11 protein-coding genes are annotated in these 15,611 nt (G+C 76.9%); 7 read left to right on the plus strand and 4 right to left on the minus strand.

The window, feature by feature from the left end; all coding sequences use genetic code 11:
- The first annotated feature begins 224 nt into the window (after positions 1-224).
- From ACOQFB_RS05825 to ACOQFB_RS05840, 4 genes are all read left to right on the plus strand, one after another.
- Positions 225-941 carry a response regulator transcription factor gene (locus ACOQFB_RS05825; protein WP_059437519.1) on the plus strand — a complete coding sequence of 239 codons (717 nt, stop codon included), beginning with the start codon at positions 225-227 and terminating at the stop codon, positions 939-941.
- Positions 938-2,449, plus strand: coding sequence for a sensor histidine kinase (locus ACOQFB_RS05830; RefSeq protein WP_421610013.1), 1,512 nt, complete (start codon positions 938-940; stop codon positions 2,447-2,449). Before ACOQFB_RS05825 ends, ACOQFB_RS05830 begins: the two co-directional genes overlap by 4 nt.
- A 333-nt stretch (positions 2,450-2,782) precedes the next feature.
- Complete coding sequence (locus ACOQFB_RS05835; protein ID WP_494492497.1) at positions 2,783-4,123, plus strand: ATPase domain-containing protein; 1,341 nt, start codon at positions 2,783-2,785, stop codon at positions 4,121-4,123.
- Positions 4,120-5,658, plus strand: a complete 1,539-nt coding sequence (locus tag ACOQFB_RS05840; RefSeq protein ID WP_421610012.1) for a hybrid sensor histidine kinase/response regulator — start codon at positions 4,120-4,122, stop codon at positions 5,656-5,658. The genes ACOQFB_RS05835 and ACOQFB_RS05840 overlap by 4 nt, the downstream gene beginning before the upstream one ends.
- Positions 5,659-5,677: 19 nt before the next feature.
- Here ACOQFB_RS05840 and ACOQFB_RS05845 read toward each other — a convergent pair whose 3' ends face one another.
- From ACOQFB_RS05845 to ACOQFB_RS05855, 3 genes are all read right to left on the minus strand, one after another.
- Positions 5,678-7,786, minus strand: a complete 2,109-nt coding sequence (locus ACOQFB_RS05845; protein ID WP_421610011.1) for an ATP-binding protein — start codon at positions 7,784-7,786, stop codon at positions 5,678-5,680.
- Entirely contained in the window at positions 7,779-8,639 is an 861-nt protein-coding gene (locus ACOQFB_RS05850) for a CheR family methyltransferase (RefSeq protein ID WP_421610010.1), read from the minus strand. The genes ACOQFB_RS05845 and ACOQFB_RS05850 overlap by 8 nt, the downstream gene beginning before the upstream one ends.
- A 184-nt stretch (positions 8,640-8,823) precedes the next feature.
- Positions 8,824-9,861: an alpha/beta fold hydrolase gene (locus tag ACOQFB_RS05855; protein WP_059437514.1), complete on the minus strand. Its 1,038-nt coding sequence runs from the start codon at positions 9,859-9,861 to the stop codon at positions 8,824-8,826.
- 178 nt (positions 9,862-10,039) lie between these two features.
- Between ACOQFB_RS05855 and ACOQFB_RS05860 the strand changes: the two genes are divergently transcribed.
- Together ACOQFB_RS05860 and ACOQFB_RS05865 are read left to right on the plus strand one after the other, a co-directional pair.
- On the plus strand, positions 10,040-10,717 hold the full coding sequence (locus tag ACOQFB_RS05860) for a peptidase associated/transthyretin-like domain-containing protein (protein WP_421610009.1): 678 nt from the start codon (positions 10,040-10,042) through the stop codon (positions 10,715-10,717).
- Positions 10,718-10,947: 230 nt separating this feature from the next.
- Positions 10,948-13,140 carry a M36 family metallopeptidase gene (locus ACOQFB_RS05865; protein WP_421610008.1) on the plus strand — a complete coding sequence of 731 codons (2,193 nt, stop codon included), beginning with the start codon at positions 10,948-10,950 and terminating at the stop codon, positions 13,138-13,140.
- Positions 13,141-13,204: 64 nt separating this feature from the next.
- On the opposite strand, the gene ACOQFB_RS05870 is transcribed toward ACOQFB_RS05865, so the two are convergent.
- On the minus strand, positions 13,205-13,516 hold the full coding sequence (locus ACOQFB_RS05870; RefSeq protein ID WP_059437512.1) for a TIGR04563 family protein: 312 nt from the start codon (positions 13,514-13,516) through the stop codon (positions 13,205-13,207).
- 240 nt (positions 13,517-13,756) lie between these two features.
- Here ACOQFB_RS05870 and ACOQFB_RS05875 point away from each other — a divergent pair, with 240 nt between their 5' ends.
- Positions 13,757-15,598 (plus strand): S41 family peptidase, encoded by a 1,842-nt coding sequence (locus ACOQFB_RS05875; RefSeq protein WP_421610007.1) that lies wholly within the window; start codon positions 13,757-13,759, stop codon positions 15,596-15,598.
- The last annotated feature ends 13 nt before the right edge of the window (positions 15,599-15,611 follow it).

Below are 15,611 nucleotides of genomic sequence, written 5' to 3' on the forward strand. Positions count from 1 at the left end.
GAAGGCGGCCCGCGGTCGTCCACGGGCGCGAGCGTGACCGTCCTGCACGTCGGCGGCGAGGGCGTGACCGCACCGTGACGAAGCGTTCGCGACGGCGCCTGCGACGCGAACAATCCGTCACGCGGCGGTCACCCGGACGCAGCGCCGCGGGGGCACGTTGCAGGACCATGGACGCGCTGCGCTCTCCCCGCGACCTCCAGCCCGGGAGGTGGCACCATCCGGCCATGACCGGCCTCGACCCCGAGCGCTTCCGCGTCCTGTTCGTCGAGGACGACGAGCGGCTCGCCGCGCTGACCACCCGCTACCTCGAGACGCACGGGCACACGGTGACCTGGGTGGCCGACGGGCAGCTCGGGCTGGCCGAGGCGCTGAAGGGCCAGCACGACGTGGTGATCCTCGACCTGATGCTGCCGCGGAGGTCCGGGCTGGAGGTGTGCCGCGAGCTGCGCGCGCGCCTGCCGGTGCCGATCATCATCCTCACCGCGCTGGGCGAGGAGGCCGATCGGGTGCTCGGCCTGGAGACGGGCGCGGACGACTACCTCGCGAAGCCGTTCTCGTCGCGCGAGCTGCTGGCCCGCCTGCGCGCGCTGGTCCGCCGCGGCCGCGGCGCGCTGGGCCCGCCGCGCGAGGCGATCCGCGTCGGCGATCTCGAGCTGACCCCGCGCGACTGGTCGGCCACGCGCGCGGGCCGCCCGCTGCGGCTCACCACCGCGGAGTTCGTGCTGCTGCGCGTGCTGGCGGAGCGCGCCGGCCGCGTGCTCACCCGCGAGCAGCTCCTCGACCTCACCAAGGGGAGCGCCGACGAGGCCTTCGATCGCTCGATCGACGCCCACATCTCGCGCCTGCGCCACAAGCTCGGGGACGACCCGCGCCAGCCCGCCCTGCTGAAGACGGTGCGCGGCGCCGGCTACATGCTCGCGGCCGGGCCGGAGGACGCTTGAGCGGCGCGCGGCGAGGGCCGTTCCGGCTCGGGCTGCGCATCTACCTGGTCACGGTGGTGGCGGTGCTCGCGACCGGGGTCGCGGTGCTGCTCGCGCTCGCGCTGGCGAGGGATCGCCGCGATCCGGTCCGCCGCGACGTCCTGCACGCCATCGCCCGCGACGCGGCGGCGCGGGTGGCGGCGCAGTGGGGGACGGCCGGCGGGGTCGAGGAGGTCATCGCCCCGCTCGCCTCGGCGCTGCGCGTGAGCGTCGCCGTGTACGACGCGGCCGGCGCGCAGGTCGCGAGCGCGGGCGAGGCCATGCCGCCGCCGCTGCCCCCGCCGCCGGAGCGGGAGCGGCTCATGGAGGGCCCCGGCCCCGGCCCGCGCCGCGCGATCGGCGGGGCGGTCCGCGGGCCGCCGCCCGCCGGCGACGGGCCGGGCGCGCCCTCCGGCCCCCGCGTCGGGCACCTGTTCCTGCGCGACGGCGGGCCGCCGGGGCCGGAGGGGAGGGAGCGTCACCTGGTGTCGGTGATCGCGGCCGTCGAGGTCTCCGGCGAGCGCGTGGGGTACCTGGTGATCGCGCAGCAGCTCCCGGCCGGCCGGCCGCCGCCGCTCCTGCTGGTGCTCGTCGCGCTGGTGCTGGTGGGCGCCGGGATCGCCGCGCTCGTGCTGGGCGGCTCCCTCGCGCGCCCGCTCGACCGGCTGGCGCGCACGGCCCGCGCGCTCGGCTCCGGGGACCTCGCGGCGCGCACCGGGATCGCGCGCGGCGACGAGCTCGGGGCGGTGGCGCGCGCCTTCGACGAGATGGCCGACCGCGTGGGCGCGCTGCTGCGCTCGAGCACCGAGCTCATCGCCAACGTGGCCCACGAGCTGCGCACGCCGCTCGCACGGATCCGCGTGGCGCTCGACCTCGCCGCGGAGGGGGACGCCGAGGTGGCGCGCGCGTCGCTGGCGGACATCGCGGAGGACCTCTCCGAGCTCGAGCGGCTGGTGGACGACGTGCTCGCCTCGGCGCGGCTCGACCTGGCCGGGAACGCCGCCTCGTCGGCGGGCGGGACGCCGCCGCTCCGCCGCGCGCGGCTCGATCCGGCGGGCGTGGTGCGGCAGGCGGCGGAGCGCCTCGGCCACCGCCACCCCGATCGCACCGTGCGGCTCGAGCTCGGGGCGGACCTGCCGGAGATCGAGGCCGACGCGGTGCTGCTCCGCCGCGCGATCGACAACCTGCTCGACAACGCGCGCAAGTACTCGCCGCCGCCGGCGCCCATCCGCGTGGCGGCGGAGCGGCGCGGCGGGGACCTGGTGGTCGAGGTGACGGATCGGGGGGAGGGGATCGCGCCGGAGGACCTGGAGCGCGTGTTCTCGCCGTTCTACCGGGTGGACCGCAGCCGCGCCCGCGCCACCGGCGGCGTCGGCCTCGGGCTGCCGCTCGCGCGCCGCATCGCCGAGGCGCACGGCGGCACGCTGACCGCGCGCAGCGCGCCGGGTGAGGGCACCACCCTGACGCTGACCATCCCGGCCGCCCGGTGATGGTCCGCCGCCGCCCGGATCGCCCGGGCGGGAGCGGCCGAATGCCACAGCCCCGGCGGGGACGAACGGGGAAGGGAACCGTTCGGGCTCGGAGGTGCGTCACCGCCCGATCGGGCACGGTGCGTCGGGTAGAGTCCGGGTCCAGCGTACCGGACGAGCGGCCCACACCGGGAGGACGCATGCCAACGGCCAACGGACCCCTCACCCCGCGTGCCGCCACCGGCGTCGCCGGTCTCGACGACGTGCTGGGCGGCGGATTTCCGCGCCGCCGGATCCACCTGATCTCAGGGATCCCCGGGCGCCGGCAAGACCACGCTCTCGCTCCAGTTCCTGATGGAGGGCGTGCGCCAGGGCGAGTCCTGCCTCTACATCGCCATGTCGGAGTCGCGGGAGGAGGTGGCGAGCGTGGCCGCCTCGCACCGCTGGGACCTCGGGGGCGTCACGGTGTTCGAGGCGTCGGAGATGGACGCGGGCGACGAGAACACCATCCTCGAGCCGTCGGAGGTGGAGCTGGGCGAGCGCATGGGGGCGATCCTCGCCGAGGTGGAGCGCGTGCAGCCGAACCGCGTCGTGCTCGACTGGTGCACCGAGCTGCGCCTGCTCGCCCAGACCCCCATCCGCTACCGGCGCCAGCTGCTCGCGCTGAAGCGCCAGCTGGTCGAGAAGGACCGGACGGTGCTGCTGCTCGACAACCCCTCGCCGGACGCGCCCGACGTGCTGGTGCAGAGCCTGGCGCACGGCGTGCTGCTGCTGGAGCAGCTCAGCCCGGAGTACGGCGCCGCGCGGCGGCGCCTGCGCGTCCTGAAGATGCGGGCGGCCGACTACCGCGGCGGCTTCCACGACTTCGCGATCCGCACCGGCGGGCTCACGGTGTTCCCGCGGCTGGTCGCGGCCGAGCACCGCGGCATCGTCGCCGAGCCGGAGCGCTGCTCGAGCGGGGTGGAGGCGCTCGACCGGATGCTCGGCGGCGGGCTCGACCGGGGGACCAGCACCCTGATCGTCGGGCCGGCCGGCGCGGGCAAGTCCACGCTGGCGACGCAGCTCGTCCACGCGGCGTCGCAGCGGGGGGAGCCGGCGGCCGTGTTCGCCTTCGACGAGCCCCGCGCCACGCTGCTGGCGCGGGCGCGCGCGACCGGGCTCGACCTCGTCCCGTTCCTGGAGTCGGGGACCGTGCAGATCACGCAGGTCGATCCCGCGGAGATGTCCGCCGGCGAGCTGGTCCACCTGGTCCGCGCGGCGGTCGACCGCGGCGCGCGCCTCGTGGTGATCGACAGCTTGAACGGCCTGCTCCAGGCCATGCCGAGCGAGGGCTCGCTGGTGCTGCAGGTGCACGAGATGCTCAGCTACCTGGCCGAGAAGCGCGTGGTCACCGTGGTCACCCTGGCGCAGCATGGGGTCATCGGCGACATCCTCGCGCCCGCCGACGTGACCTACCTCGCCGACACGGTCGTGCTCCTGCGGTACTTCGAGGCGGGCGGCGGCGTCCGCAAGGCGCTCTCGGTGCTGAAGAAGCGGCTCGGGGCCCACGAGACCACCATCCGCGAGTACATGCCCACCGCCACCGGCGCCCGGCTCGGCGGGCCGCTGACCGACTTCCGGGGCGTGCTCACCGGCGTGCCCGAGTTCGAGCCGGACGCGGCCGGGGAGCACCTGCTACCCATCCCGTCGCCATGATCCGACCGCACCGCTCCGAGCGCGTCCTGGTGCTGGCGCCCATCGGGCGCGACGCGGAGGTCGCCTCGGCGGTGCTGCGGGGCGCCGGCCTCTCGGCGCTGGTGTGCCGCGACATCGGGGACGTGGTGCAGGAGCTGCGCGCGGGCGCGGCGGTGCTGGTCATCGCGCAGGAGGCGCTGGCCGACGCCGCCCGGGACGGCATCGGCGAGTGGATCGCGCACCAGCCGCCCTGGTCCGACCTGCCGGTGTTCGTCGTCACCGGCAACCCGTCGCGCCTGGATCACGCCCGCACGCTGCGCCAGCTGTCGTGGCTCGGGAACCTGCTGCTGCTGGATCGGCCGCTGCGCCGCGCCACCCTCGTCAGCGTGGTGCGCTCCGCCATCCGCGCGCGCCAGCGCCAGTACGCGGCGCGCGAGGTGCTCGCCGCGCGCGAGCGGGAGGTGGAGGCGCGCGACCAGTTCCTGGCGATGCTCGGGCACGAGCTCCGCAACCCGCTCGGCGCGATCGTCCTCGCGCTCGACGTCATCGACCGGCGCGGCACGGCCGAGCCGCGGCAGCTCGACGTGGTCCGCCGGCAGTCGCGGCAGCTCTCGCGCCTGGTGGACGACCTGCTCGACGTGTCGCGCGTCACCTCGGGGAAGATCGCGCTCCACCGCCACCCGGTGGAGCTGGCCGTGCTGACCGGGCGCGCCGTGGAGGCGATGCAGCCGCCGGCCGCGGCCGCGGGGGTCTCGCTGCGCGCGGAGATCGCGCCGGGCGAGGTGCCGGTGCTGGGCGATCCGGTCCGGCTCGAGCAGGTGATCGCGAACCTGGTCGGGAACGCCGTCAAGTACAACCGGCCCGGCGGGCACGTGGTGGTCTCGCTGGAGACGTCGGGCGGCGACGCGGTGCTGCGCGTCCGCGACGACGGCATCGGCCTGGCCGAGGCCGACCTGGAGCGCGTGTTCGACACGTTCGTGCAGGTGGACTCCGGGCTCGACCGCGCCCGCGGCGGCCTGGGGCTCGGGCTCACGCTGGTGAAGACGCTGGTGACCATGCACGGCGGCCAGGTGCGGGCGGACAGCGCGGGCGCGGGCAAGGGCAGCACGTTCACGGTCCGGCTGCCGCTCGCGGCGCCGGCGGATCGGCCCGCCGGCCCCCGCCGCGACGCCGCCGCGCCCGAGGTCCGCCCGCGGCGCGTCCTGGTCATCGACGACAGCCCGGACAACCGCGAGGTGGCCCAGTCCGCGCTCGAGATGCTCGGGCACAAGGTGAGCCTGGCGGGGGACGGGCCGAGCGGGATCGAGGAGGCGTTCAGGTACGACCCCGAGGTGGTCGTGATCGACATCGGCCTGCCCGGGCTGGACGGCTACGAGGTGGCGCGCCGCCTGCGCGCCGCGCGCGGCCGGGGCATGGTCCTCATCGCGCTGACCGGCTACGGCCAGCCCGACGACCGCCAGCGCGCGCTGGCCGCAGGCTTCGACCTGCACCTCACCAAGCCGGTGGAGATCGAGGCGCTCCGCCGGGCCATCGAGCGGTTCGACCCGGGCGTGTGAGCCGCCCCGCGCGCCGCGGTCAGCCGCGCTGCCGGCGCACCCCGGCCAGCAGGGCTTCGATCGCCTCGAAGCGCGCCGGCTTCGCGAGGTGCGCGTCGAAGCCGGCCTGCGCGGAGCGCGCAAGGTCGTCCGGCAGGGCGTAGCCGGAGAGGGCGACGAGCAGCACCGACGCCAGCTCCGGGTCGGCGCGCAGCGTGCGCGCCAGCTCGTACCCGTCCATGTCCGGCAGGCCCAGGTCGCACACGATCGCGTCCGGGCGCGCGGTGCGGCAGCGCTCCAGCGCCTGCCGCGCGTCGAGCGCGATGTCGGCGTGGTGGCCGGCCAGCTCGAGGAGATCGCGCAGGGTCTCGGCGGAGTCGCGGTTGTCCTCGACCACGAGCACCCGCCGGGGCGCGGCCGGGCGCGGCGTCGCGGCCTCGGTGACCCGGACCGGCACGCCGTCGAGCGGCAGCTCCAGCGTGAACGTCGCCCCGCGGCCCGCCCCGGCGCTCGCCGCGTCCACGGTGCCGCCGTGCAGCTCGACCAGGCCCTTCACCAGCGCGAGCCCCAGCCCCAGGCCGCCCCGGGTGCGCGCCAGCGTCCCCTCCGCCTGCACGAACGGCTGGAACAGCCGCTGCAGCACCTCCGGCGGCATCCCGATGCCGTCGTCGCGCACCCGGACCCGGGCACGCCCCTCCGGCGTGGCGTCCACCGCGACCGTGACCGTCCCGCCGCCGTCGGTGAACTTGGCCGCGTTCTGCACCAGGTTGCCCACCACCTGCGCGATGCGCGCCGCGTCGGCGTGGACCCACAGCTCGCGCTCCGGGACCTCCAGCGCCAGCCGGAGCCCGCGCGCCTCGAGCAGCGGGCCGAGGTCCTCCGCGGCCTGGCGCACCGCCGTGCCCAGCTCCAGGTGCGTCCGCCGCAGCTGGATCTTCCCCTGCGTGATGCGGGCCACGTCGAGCAGGTCGTCCACCAGCCGCGCCAGGTGCGCCACCTGCCGCGCGATGACCTGGCGCGCGTTCCGGCCCTGCTCGCCGGCGGGGTCGCCGCGATCGAGGACGGTGAGCGCGTTGAGCACCGGCGCGAGCGGGTTGCGCAGCTCGTGCGACAGCACCGCCAGGAACTCGTTCTTGCGGCGGTCGGCCTGCGAGAGCGCCTCGACGAGCTGGGTGAGGCGCGCGTCGCTGGCCCGGAGCGCCTCGCCCTGGGCCTGGAGCTCCTCGTTCTGGGCCTGGAGCTCCTCCTGCTGCGCCTGGAGCTCCTCGTTCTGGCCGTACAGCTCCTCCTCCTTGGCCTGGAGCTCCTCGTTCTGGGCCTGCAGCTCCTCGTTCTGCGCGGCGACCCGCTCCTCGCGATCGCGCAGCTCCGCCGCCATCGTCGCGAACGCCCGCGCCAGCTCGGCCAGCTCGCTGCGCGGTCCCGTGTCCGGGGTCGGCGCCTCCAGGTCCGTCGCGGCGGAGTAGTCGCCCGCGGCCAGCCGCCGGGCCGCGTCCACCAGCCGCTTCGCCGGGCGGCGCACCTCGGTCACGACCACCCACGCGATCGCCGCCAGGAGCAGGGCCACGGCGACGAAGGCGAGCACCAGCGTGCGGACGGTGTCGCGCTGGTAGGCGAGGATGGTGTGGCTCGCGCCCGCGTCGTGCCGCTGCTGGATCGCGCCGAAGCCCCGGAGCAGCTCGAGCAGCTCCTCGCGCATGGGCGGCAGGGTCGCCTCGCGCGCGCGGATCGCGGCCTCGTCCCCGCCGGTCGCGACCACCGTGCCGAGCGCCACCGCCGCCTTCTCGAAGGGCGGGACGGCCGCCAGGATCCGGTCGGCCAGGGCCGCCCCCTCGCCCTGCTTCGGCACCGCCGCGAAGCGCGCGGCCGCCCCCTCCAGCCGGCGCAGCGCCGCCTGCAGCGCGTCCATCCGCGCGGGCTCGGGCGTGAGCGCGTACGCGCGCGCGGTGAGGCTCACGTGCAGCACCGCGCTCTCCAGCGACGCCGCCGCCACGGCGCGCGGGCCGATCACCTCGAGCTGCGCGTCGGCGCTGGCCGCGATCCGCCCCTGGAGCGTGACCGCCAGCGCCACCAGGCCGGCCAGGAGCGCCCCCGCGATCGCGAACCCGAGCGACACCCAGGTGCCGATGGACAGGTCCGGCCTACGCATCGGCGCCCCCTCCCGCCGCGCGGAACAGGCGGGCGCGCCGGTCGAGCACCTCCAGCCGGCCGCCCGCGAGCGCCGCGGGCCACTCCGCCGCGCCGAGCCAGAGCAGCCCGCCCGGCGCGAGCGCGTCGAGCAGCAGCTCCAGCGCGCGCCGCTGCAGCGGCGGCTGGAAGTAGATGAGCGTGTTGCGGCACGCGACGAGATCGAAGCGGCGCCGGCCGGGGGGCGCGCGCGCCGCGGAGAGGTCGTGGCGGAGCGCCCGGACCCGCGCCCGGATCGCCGGGTGGACGCGGAAGGCGGCGACGCCGCCCCCGAGCACCGGCGTCAGGTAGCGGTCGCGGTACGCCCGCGGCAGCTCGGCGAGCGCCGCGGCGGGGTAGGTCGCGGCCTCCGCCGCGGCGAGCGCGTCCGGCGCCACGTCGGTCGCGACCACGTCCGGCCCGGCGGGCGCGCCCAGGTCGTCGAGGAGCATGGCGAGCGTGTAGGGCTCCTCCCCGCGGGCGCAGCCCGCGCTCCAGACGGCCAGCGGCCCCGGCGCCGCCGCCAGGCGCGCGGCCAGCGCCTCGCGCAGGCGCTCCACGGCCGCGGCGTCCCGGTAGAAGCGGCTCACCTTCACGGTCAGGCGCGCGAGCAGGTCGCCGGCCAGCCGCCGATCGGCCCGGAGCCGGTCCAGGTAGGCCGCGCTCGAGCTCGCCCCGGCGGCGATCATCGCCGTTCGTACGCGCCGCTCCACGGTGCCGCGCCGGTAGCCGGTGAGGTCGAGGCCGCACCGCGTGCGGACGATCGAGAGGATCTCCGCGAGGTGGGCGTGCGGGAGCCGATCCGCACATGCGCTGGAGCGCGCGAGATTCGTCATGTCGCCTCGGGTGAGCGCGGCGCGCCGCCGGAGCGTGCGGCGGCGCGGCCTGGACGGCGAGCATACCCGAGCCGCCGGGCCGCGTGACCGGCCGGCGCGTTCCCTCGTCGGGGCCGTGCCCCGGCGCGGCGCGGGCGGGCGCACCGCGCGGGGCGAGCGCCGCACCCCTGCCGGCCCGCGGCGCTCAGCGGAGGAAGTCGAGCAGCGCGCGCTCGAACGCCGGGAAGGCCTCGACCTGGGGCACGTGGCCGATGCCGGGCAGCTCCACCAGCTCGGCGCCGGGGATGCGCCGCTGCGCCGCCTTCCCGAGGCGCGTGTAGTCGCCCATCGCCTCGCGCAGGCCGGCGGGCGCGAGCGGCCGGCCGATGGCGGTGCGGTCGCGCAGCCCGATCACCAGGCGCGTCGGCACCCTCAGGCGCTCGAGCTCGTGCACCACCGGCTGCGTGACGATCATGTCGTAGGTGAGCGCGCTCACCCACGCGACCCGCGGCCAGCCCGGGTGCAGCGTCCACCCGGCCAGCAGCCGCGTGTGCGCCTCGTACTCGGGCTTCCACGCACCGTCGTAGTACGCCTGCCGCTGGTAGTCCCGGACCGAGTCCGGCGTCTGCTTCAGCTCCTGCGCGTACCACTGGTCCACCGTGCGCGGCGGCAGGAAGGCGGCGTAGTCCTCGAGGCCGATCGGGTTCACGAGCAGGAGGCGCTCGGTGGCCTCCGGGTACTCGAGCGCGTAGCGCACCGCGAGCATCCCGCCCATCGAGTGCCCGACCACCGCGGTGCGCTCGACGCCGAGCGAGGCGAGCAGCGCCCGGGTGTTCGCGGCGAGCTGCGCGAAGGAGAACTGGTAGCGCTCGGGCTTGCTGGACTTGCCGAACCCGATCTGGTCGGGCGCGATCACGCGGAAGCCGGCGCGGTTCAGCGCGGCGATCGTCTCGGCCCAGGTGCCGGCGTGGAAGTTCTTGCCGTGGAGGAGCAGGACGGTCCGGCCGTTCGGCTTCGCGGCGGGCGCGTCGACGTACGCCATGCGCAGCCGCTGGCGCTGGCTGTCGAGCTCGAACGTGGAGACCGGGAGCGGGTACTCGAACGCGGCCGCGTCCGGGTCCACGGCGCCGGCGGGGAGCGCCGTCGCGGGCGCACGCGGCGGCGCGCCGGCGCAGGCGAGCGCGAGCGCGGCGAGCGGCGGCAGCAGGCAGGGGAGGGCGGCGGTGCGGCGTGGCGAGGGCATGGGTGCGGGCTCCGGGGGTGGCCACGGCGCAGCGGGGCGCCGCGCGGCGCGGGAGAGCTTAAGGACGCGCCCGGGGCCGCGCACGCGCACGTGGGACTTGCCGTGTCCGCGCGGGCGGGCACAATCACGGTCCGTGCGCCCCGCGATCGGTCCGCCGGCGCTCCCGGAGAACGCCACCATGACGACGCCCCGCCGCACGCTCCGCCTCGCGCCCCTGCTCGCCCTCGCGCCGCTGCTGCTGGGCGGCTGCGCCACGATCTTCACCGGCACGCACGACACGCTCACGTTCGACGCGAACGTGCCCGGCGTGCGGCTCACCATCGACGGCCAGTACCGGGGTGAGCTGCCGCTCACGCTCGACATGTCGCGCAACTTCATGGGCGGCCGGCAGTTCCTGGCGCGCTTCGAGGCGCCCGGCCACGCCACCCAGGAGTTCACGCTGGAGCGCGCGTTCAACCCGGTCGCGATCCTCGACGTGAGCAGCACGATCGTGTCGGGCGGCGTGGACGTGCTCACCGGGTCCCTCATGAAGTTCTCGCCGCGCGAGTACCACGTGCAGATGGTCCCGGCGGGCCAGGCCGCCGGCGCGCCCGCGGCCCGGCGCAGCGCCGAGCTGCACCGCTTCGCGCTGAACGGGTTCCGGGACCTGCAGAAGGACCTCGCGCGCGGCGGCGGCGAGTCGCTCTCCACCTTCGCGGCGATGGTCGGCGGCGACGGCGCGAGCGCCCGGCGCGTGGTGGAGGTCTCGGTGCGCGGCGCGCCCGCGCTCCTGGCCGCGGCCACCGCGCCCGAGTTCGTGCGCCGGTTCGACGCGCTGCTGGCCGGGACCCCGGACCTGGCCGGCTGCCGGCTGTAGCCGCGCGGGGCTCGACGCGCCGCGCCAGCAGGGGCCCGCGCGCACCCGGCGTCCGCGAACCGGCGGGCGCCGCGCCACGTGCTGGTGCGGAAGGCGTGACCTGCCCGGGCCCTGACCATCCCGGGACCATTCCCCCGCCGCCCTCGCACGGCTATTGGCAAGGGTCCCGGGCCGCGGCGCGGCCGCGCACGACGCGGCCGTGCCCGGGCCCGATCCAGCGGGGGTTCGCCATGCGTGATGCAGTCGGTCCAAGTCTCCTGGTCCGCGCCGCCGTCGGCTGCGCGCTCGCTCTCCTCCTGGCCGCGCCGGACGGCGCCGACGCCGCGCCCGGCGCGCGCGTGTACCGCGCCGGGGCCGGCGGGGCGCTCACGCCGCCGTCGCGGGCGCCCGCGACCCAGGTGGTGGCGGGCTTCCTGCGGTCCCACGGCGCGGCGCGCGCCACCGTGGACGGGCTCGCGGTCGCGGCGGAGTCGCGCGGCCGGGGCGGCGTCGCCCACCTCCGCCTCGAGCAGCGCGCCGGAGGCCTGCGCGTCGCGGGCGGCTACGCGCGCGCGGCCGTGGACGCCGGCGGGCGGCTGATCCACCTCGTGGACGGGCTCGTCCCCGTGGCCGGGGGCGGCGTCGCGCCGGCGCGCGTCGGCGAGGCGCAGGCGCTCGAGGCCGCGCTGCGGCGCCTCGGGTACCAGCCGGCCGCGGCGCCCGCGGTGACGGGCCGCGACGGCGACCTCACCGTGTTCGCGCGCGACCCCGCGAGGTTCCACGCCGCGCCCACCGTGGAGCGCGTGGCCGTGCCCGAGGCGGGCGGGGCGCTCCGCGCGGGGTTCCTGGTCGAGACCTGGAGCGAGCGCGGGAACCTGCTGCACCACACGCTCGTGGACGGCGACGGCGCGGTCCGGTCGGTCGAGCTGCGCACCGCGAACGACAGCTACGCCGTGTTCGTCGAGGATCCGTCGAAGACGCCGCAGGCGGTGGTGAGCGGGCCGGCGCCCGGCAGCGCCGAGTCGCCCATCGGCTGGCTCTACGCCGGCACGCAGTCCACCATCGACATCGCCGGCAACAACGTGAACGCGTACCTGGACGCGGACGCGAACAACCGGCCCGACCGCGGCGGCACCTCGGTCACCGACGGGAACTTCCTCACCGCGGCCGACCTCGGCGCGCAGCCGTCCACCGCGGGGAACCGCGCGGTGGCGGTCCAGAACCTCTTCTACCTGAACAACGTCATCCACGACGTCCTGTACGTCCACGGCTTCGACGAGGCGGCCGGCAACTTCCAGGACTCCAACTTCGGCCGCGGCGGCAAGGAGCGCGACTCGGTGAACGCGGAGGCGCAGGACGGCGGCGGCACCGACAACGCGAACTTCGCGACGCCCACCGACGGGCGCTCGCCGCGCATGCAGATGTACCTGTGGAACGGCCCGGTGCCGCCGCTCGAGGTGGTGGTGAACGCGCCCGCCGGGATCGCCGGGAGCTACGACGCCGCCGGCGCGGAGTTCGGCCCCTCGCTCACCACGGCCGGCGTCACCGCCGACGTGGTGCTCGTGGACGACGGCACCGGCACGGCCACCGACGCCTGCGAGGCCATCCAGAACGCGGTCTCCGGGCGCATCGCGCTGGTGGATCGCGGGAGCTGCAACTTCACCGTCAAGGTGCTGAACGCGCAGTCGGCCGGCGCGGTGGCGGTGATCGTCGCGAACAACCAGGGCGGCGACGCGATCTTCACCATGGGCGGCACCGAGCGGAAGATCCGCATCCCGGCGGTGATGATCTCGCAGAACGCCGGCGCGACGCTGAAGGGCGCGACCGGGGTGAACGCCACCGCCCGGCGGAAGGATCCCGCCCCGCTGATGGTGGACGGCGACCTCGACTCCGACGTCGTGTTCCACGAGTACGGGCACGGCCTCACCTGGCGCATGATCGGCGGCATGAGCGGTCCGCTCGCCGGCGCGGTCGGGGAGGGCATGAGCGACGTGCTCGCGGTGGTCATGAACGAGGACGACCGGGTGGGCGAGTACGCCGCGAGCAACCCGCTCGGCATCCGGACCGCGCCGTACACCGGCTACCCGCGGACCTACGGCGACGTGGCCGGCACGGAGGTCCACCTCGACGGCGAGGTGTACGGGGCCATCGGCTGGCGCCTGTTCCAGGCGTTCCAGACGGCCGGGCTCGGCAAGTCGCTGCTGCTCGACTACCTGGTGGACGGCATGAACTACACGCCGTCCACGCCCGCGTTCGAGGACATGCGCGACGGCATCCTCCAGGCCGTCACCGCGGCCGGGAGCCCGGACGCGGCGGCGCACGCGTGCCTGGTGTGGGACGCGTTCGCGGCGTACGGCGTGGGCGTCGGCGCCCAGGGCGTCGTGGACGCGTCGGGCGCGGTGACCGTGACGGAGTCGTTCGCGAAGCCGGCCGGGTGTCCGTAGCCGGATCGTGCGGGGCGGGGGCCGCGCGCGATCCGCGCGCGCCCGCCCCGCGCGTCGAGCACGTTCAGCCCGCGAGCTCGCGGTCGAACTTGCCCTTCAGGAACTCCCGCACCTGTTCGGAGGGCTCGCGCCGCTCCATCGACGCCGGGAGCGGCGCGCTGCGCTCGCGGGGGGCATGCGCCGGGGCCGGCGCGCGCGCGATCTCACCGTGCGCGTTCACCGAAGGGAAGCGCTTGAGCTCGTTCCGCGCGAGGCGCCACGCCTGCTGCACGGTCCACGAGAGCGACCGATCGAGGCGCACCGCCTCGCTCATGATCTCGCGGAGCGTCTCCTCCGGGAAGTAGAGCGACTGCTTCTGCTTGTCCGTTGCGGCCATTCCTGCGTCCTCCCACAGTGGGCCCCATGGTACGCACGCCGGCAGTTTCCGCAAATTCGGCGCGACCTTGACATCCGCGACCCCATCTGCCGCGCCGGACGGCGGCGTGCGCCGGGGTGAGGGCAGCGCGCACATCGCGCGACACCGAGGCCCGCGGGAGGCGCACCCTTCGGAATGTCTCGCGCCGTGCGGGACGTTCGAGGGGAGCGCGCGGGGCCCTCGCCCCGGCCCTCCGCACCGATGCGTCCCGCCCTGCTCCTCCCGCTCGCCGCGCTCCTCGCGCTGGCCTCCCCGCTGCCGGCGGCGAACGCCTCCGGGCCGGCGCCGGCGCCCGGACCGTCGGCCTGCGACGCCGCGCCCGGGCCGGCGTCCGCGGCGTGCGACGGGGACGGGCCGCTCTGCCCCGCGGCCGAGCGCGTCCGCATCGCCTGCGAGCTCCGGCAGGCCATCGAGGCGCGGTACGTGTTCCTCACCACCAAGCCCTTCACGCTCGCCGCCGCCGGCCACCCCGGGTTCGACGCGCGCGCCCACCTCGAGGCGTGCGTCGAGGGCGAGCGCGCCGTCGCGGCCGAGCGCGATCCGCTCCGCTTCTACGACCGGATGCGCCGCTGCGTGGCCGCCTTCGAGGACGGGCACCTGCTGCTGCGGGTGCCGTCCGGCGCGCCGCAGGTCGCGCTCGGCGTCGGCCTGCGCCTCGCCGCCGACGGCCGGGTCTACGTGGCGAGCCGCTCGCCGGCGCTGGGCCAGGCGCTGGCGCGCGCCGGCCTCCAGGATCCGGCGGCGCTGCTCGCGCCCGGCACCCGCGTGGTCGCGATCGACGGCCGGCCGGTGCGCGCGGCGATGGACGAGCTCGCCGCCCACCTCCCGGGCAGCTCGGCCGCGGCCCGCGCCGAGCGCGCCGTGGACGCGCTCACCCGCCGCGACTTCCTGCACCCGGCCCGCGCCACCGCCGAGCTGACGGTGATCGCCCGCGGCGCCCGCCGCACCGTGCGCCTGCCGTGGTGGGCCTCGCCGGGCGCTGGACGCGGCGCGCTGGGCCGCGCGCTCCTGGCCCGCACCGGGATCCGGACCGCCGACCTGGGCGAGGCCGCGGCCGCGCTGGTGGACGGCGGCGACCTGGCCGGCGGGGTGCGCCGGACCGACTCGATCTTCCCGCCGGACGAGGCGGCCGCGCTCCGGACGTACACCGGCGACGGCGGCGGGCCGGCGGCGCGCCTGGGCGAGGTGGCGGCGCCCGGGGGGCGGCGGGTGTGCTACGCGCAGCTGCTCTCGCTGCACACGGAGGCGCTCTCGGCCGGCGGCGAGCGGCGCCCGTTCACCGACGTCCTCGGCGAGTTCCTGCGCGGCTGCGACGCCCGCGGCGCCGACCTGGTGCTCGACCTGCGCCAGAACGGCGGCGGGTACCTCTCGCACTCGACCGCGCTGGCGCGGATGCTCCTGCCGGCGGGGGCGTCGTCGCCGGGGGGCGCCCTGGTGCTGCGCGCCACCGAGTTCAACGAGGGCGTGTACCGCGAGCGCGCGCCGATGCTGGGCGGCGCGCCCGCGGTGGGCGTCCGGTCGCGCTCCGAGCCGGAGCGGGTGCTCGAGTCGATCCGCGGGGCGCGGAAGGCCGGCGACGACTTCACCCCCGCGCTGCTGGAGCCGCCGCTCCGCCCCGACCCGGCCGAGGGCGGGTTCCGCGGCCGCGTGGTGGCGCTCACCTCGCCCTCGTGCATGAGCGCGTGCGAGCGGCTCGCCGGGCTGCTCCGGAGCGGCGGGCGCGCGGTCCTGGTGGGCGGCCCGACCGAGGGCGCCGGCGGGAGCCAGCAGGAGGCGAAGGGGCTCGCGGCGCGCTGGACCGACTCCCGCGGGCGGCTCTCGGTGTCCATCCCGAACGCCGCCATGGGCGTCCAGCCGCCGGACGGCGCCGGCGACGACGCCTCCGCCGACCGGTTCTTCGCCGCGCTGGCGCTGGAGAACCGCCCGGTGGAGCCGCACCGGCGGTACGCGACCACGCGCGCCGACCTCGTGGATCACGGCCAGGGCTGGCGCGAGCAGGCCTGGGCGGCGCTCGAGGCCGGGCACCCGATCCGGGACCCATGACGGGCGCCTGCCC

This window comes from Anaeromyxobacter sp. Red801 (genome assembly GCF_049201065.2).
Lineage (GTDB): Bacteria > Myxococcota > Myxococcia > Myxococcales > Anaeromyxobacteraceae > Anaeromyxobacter.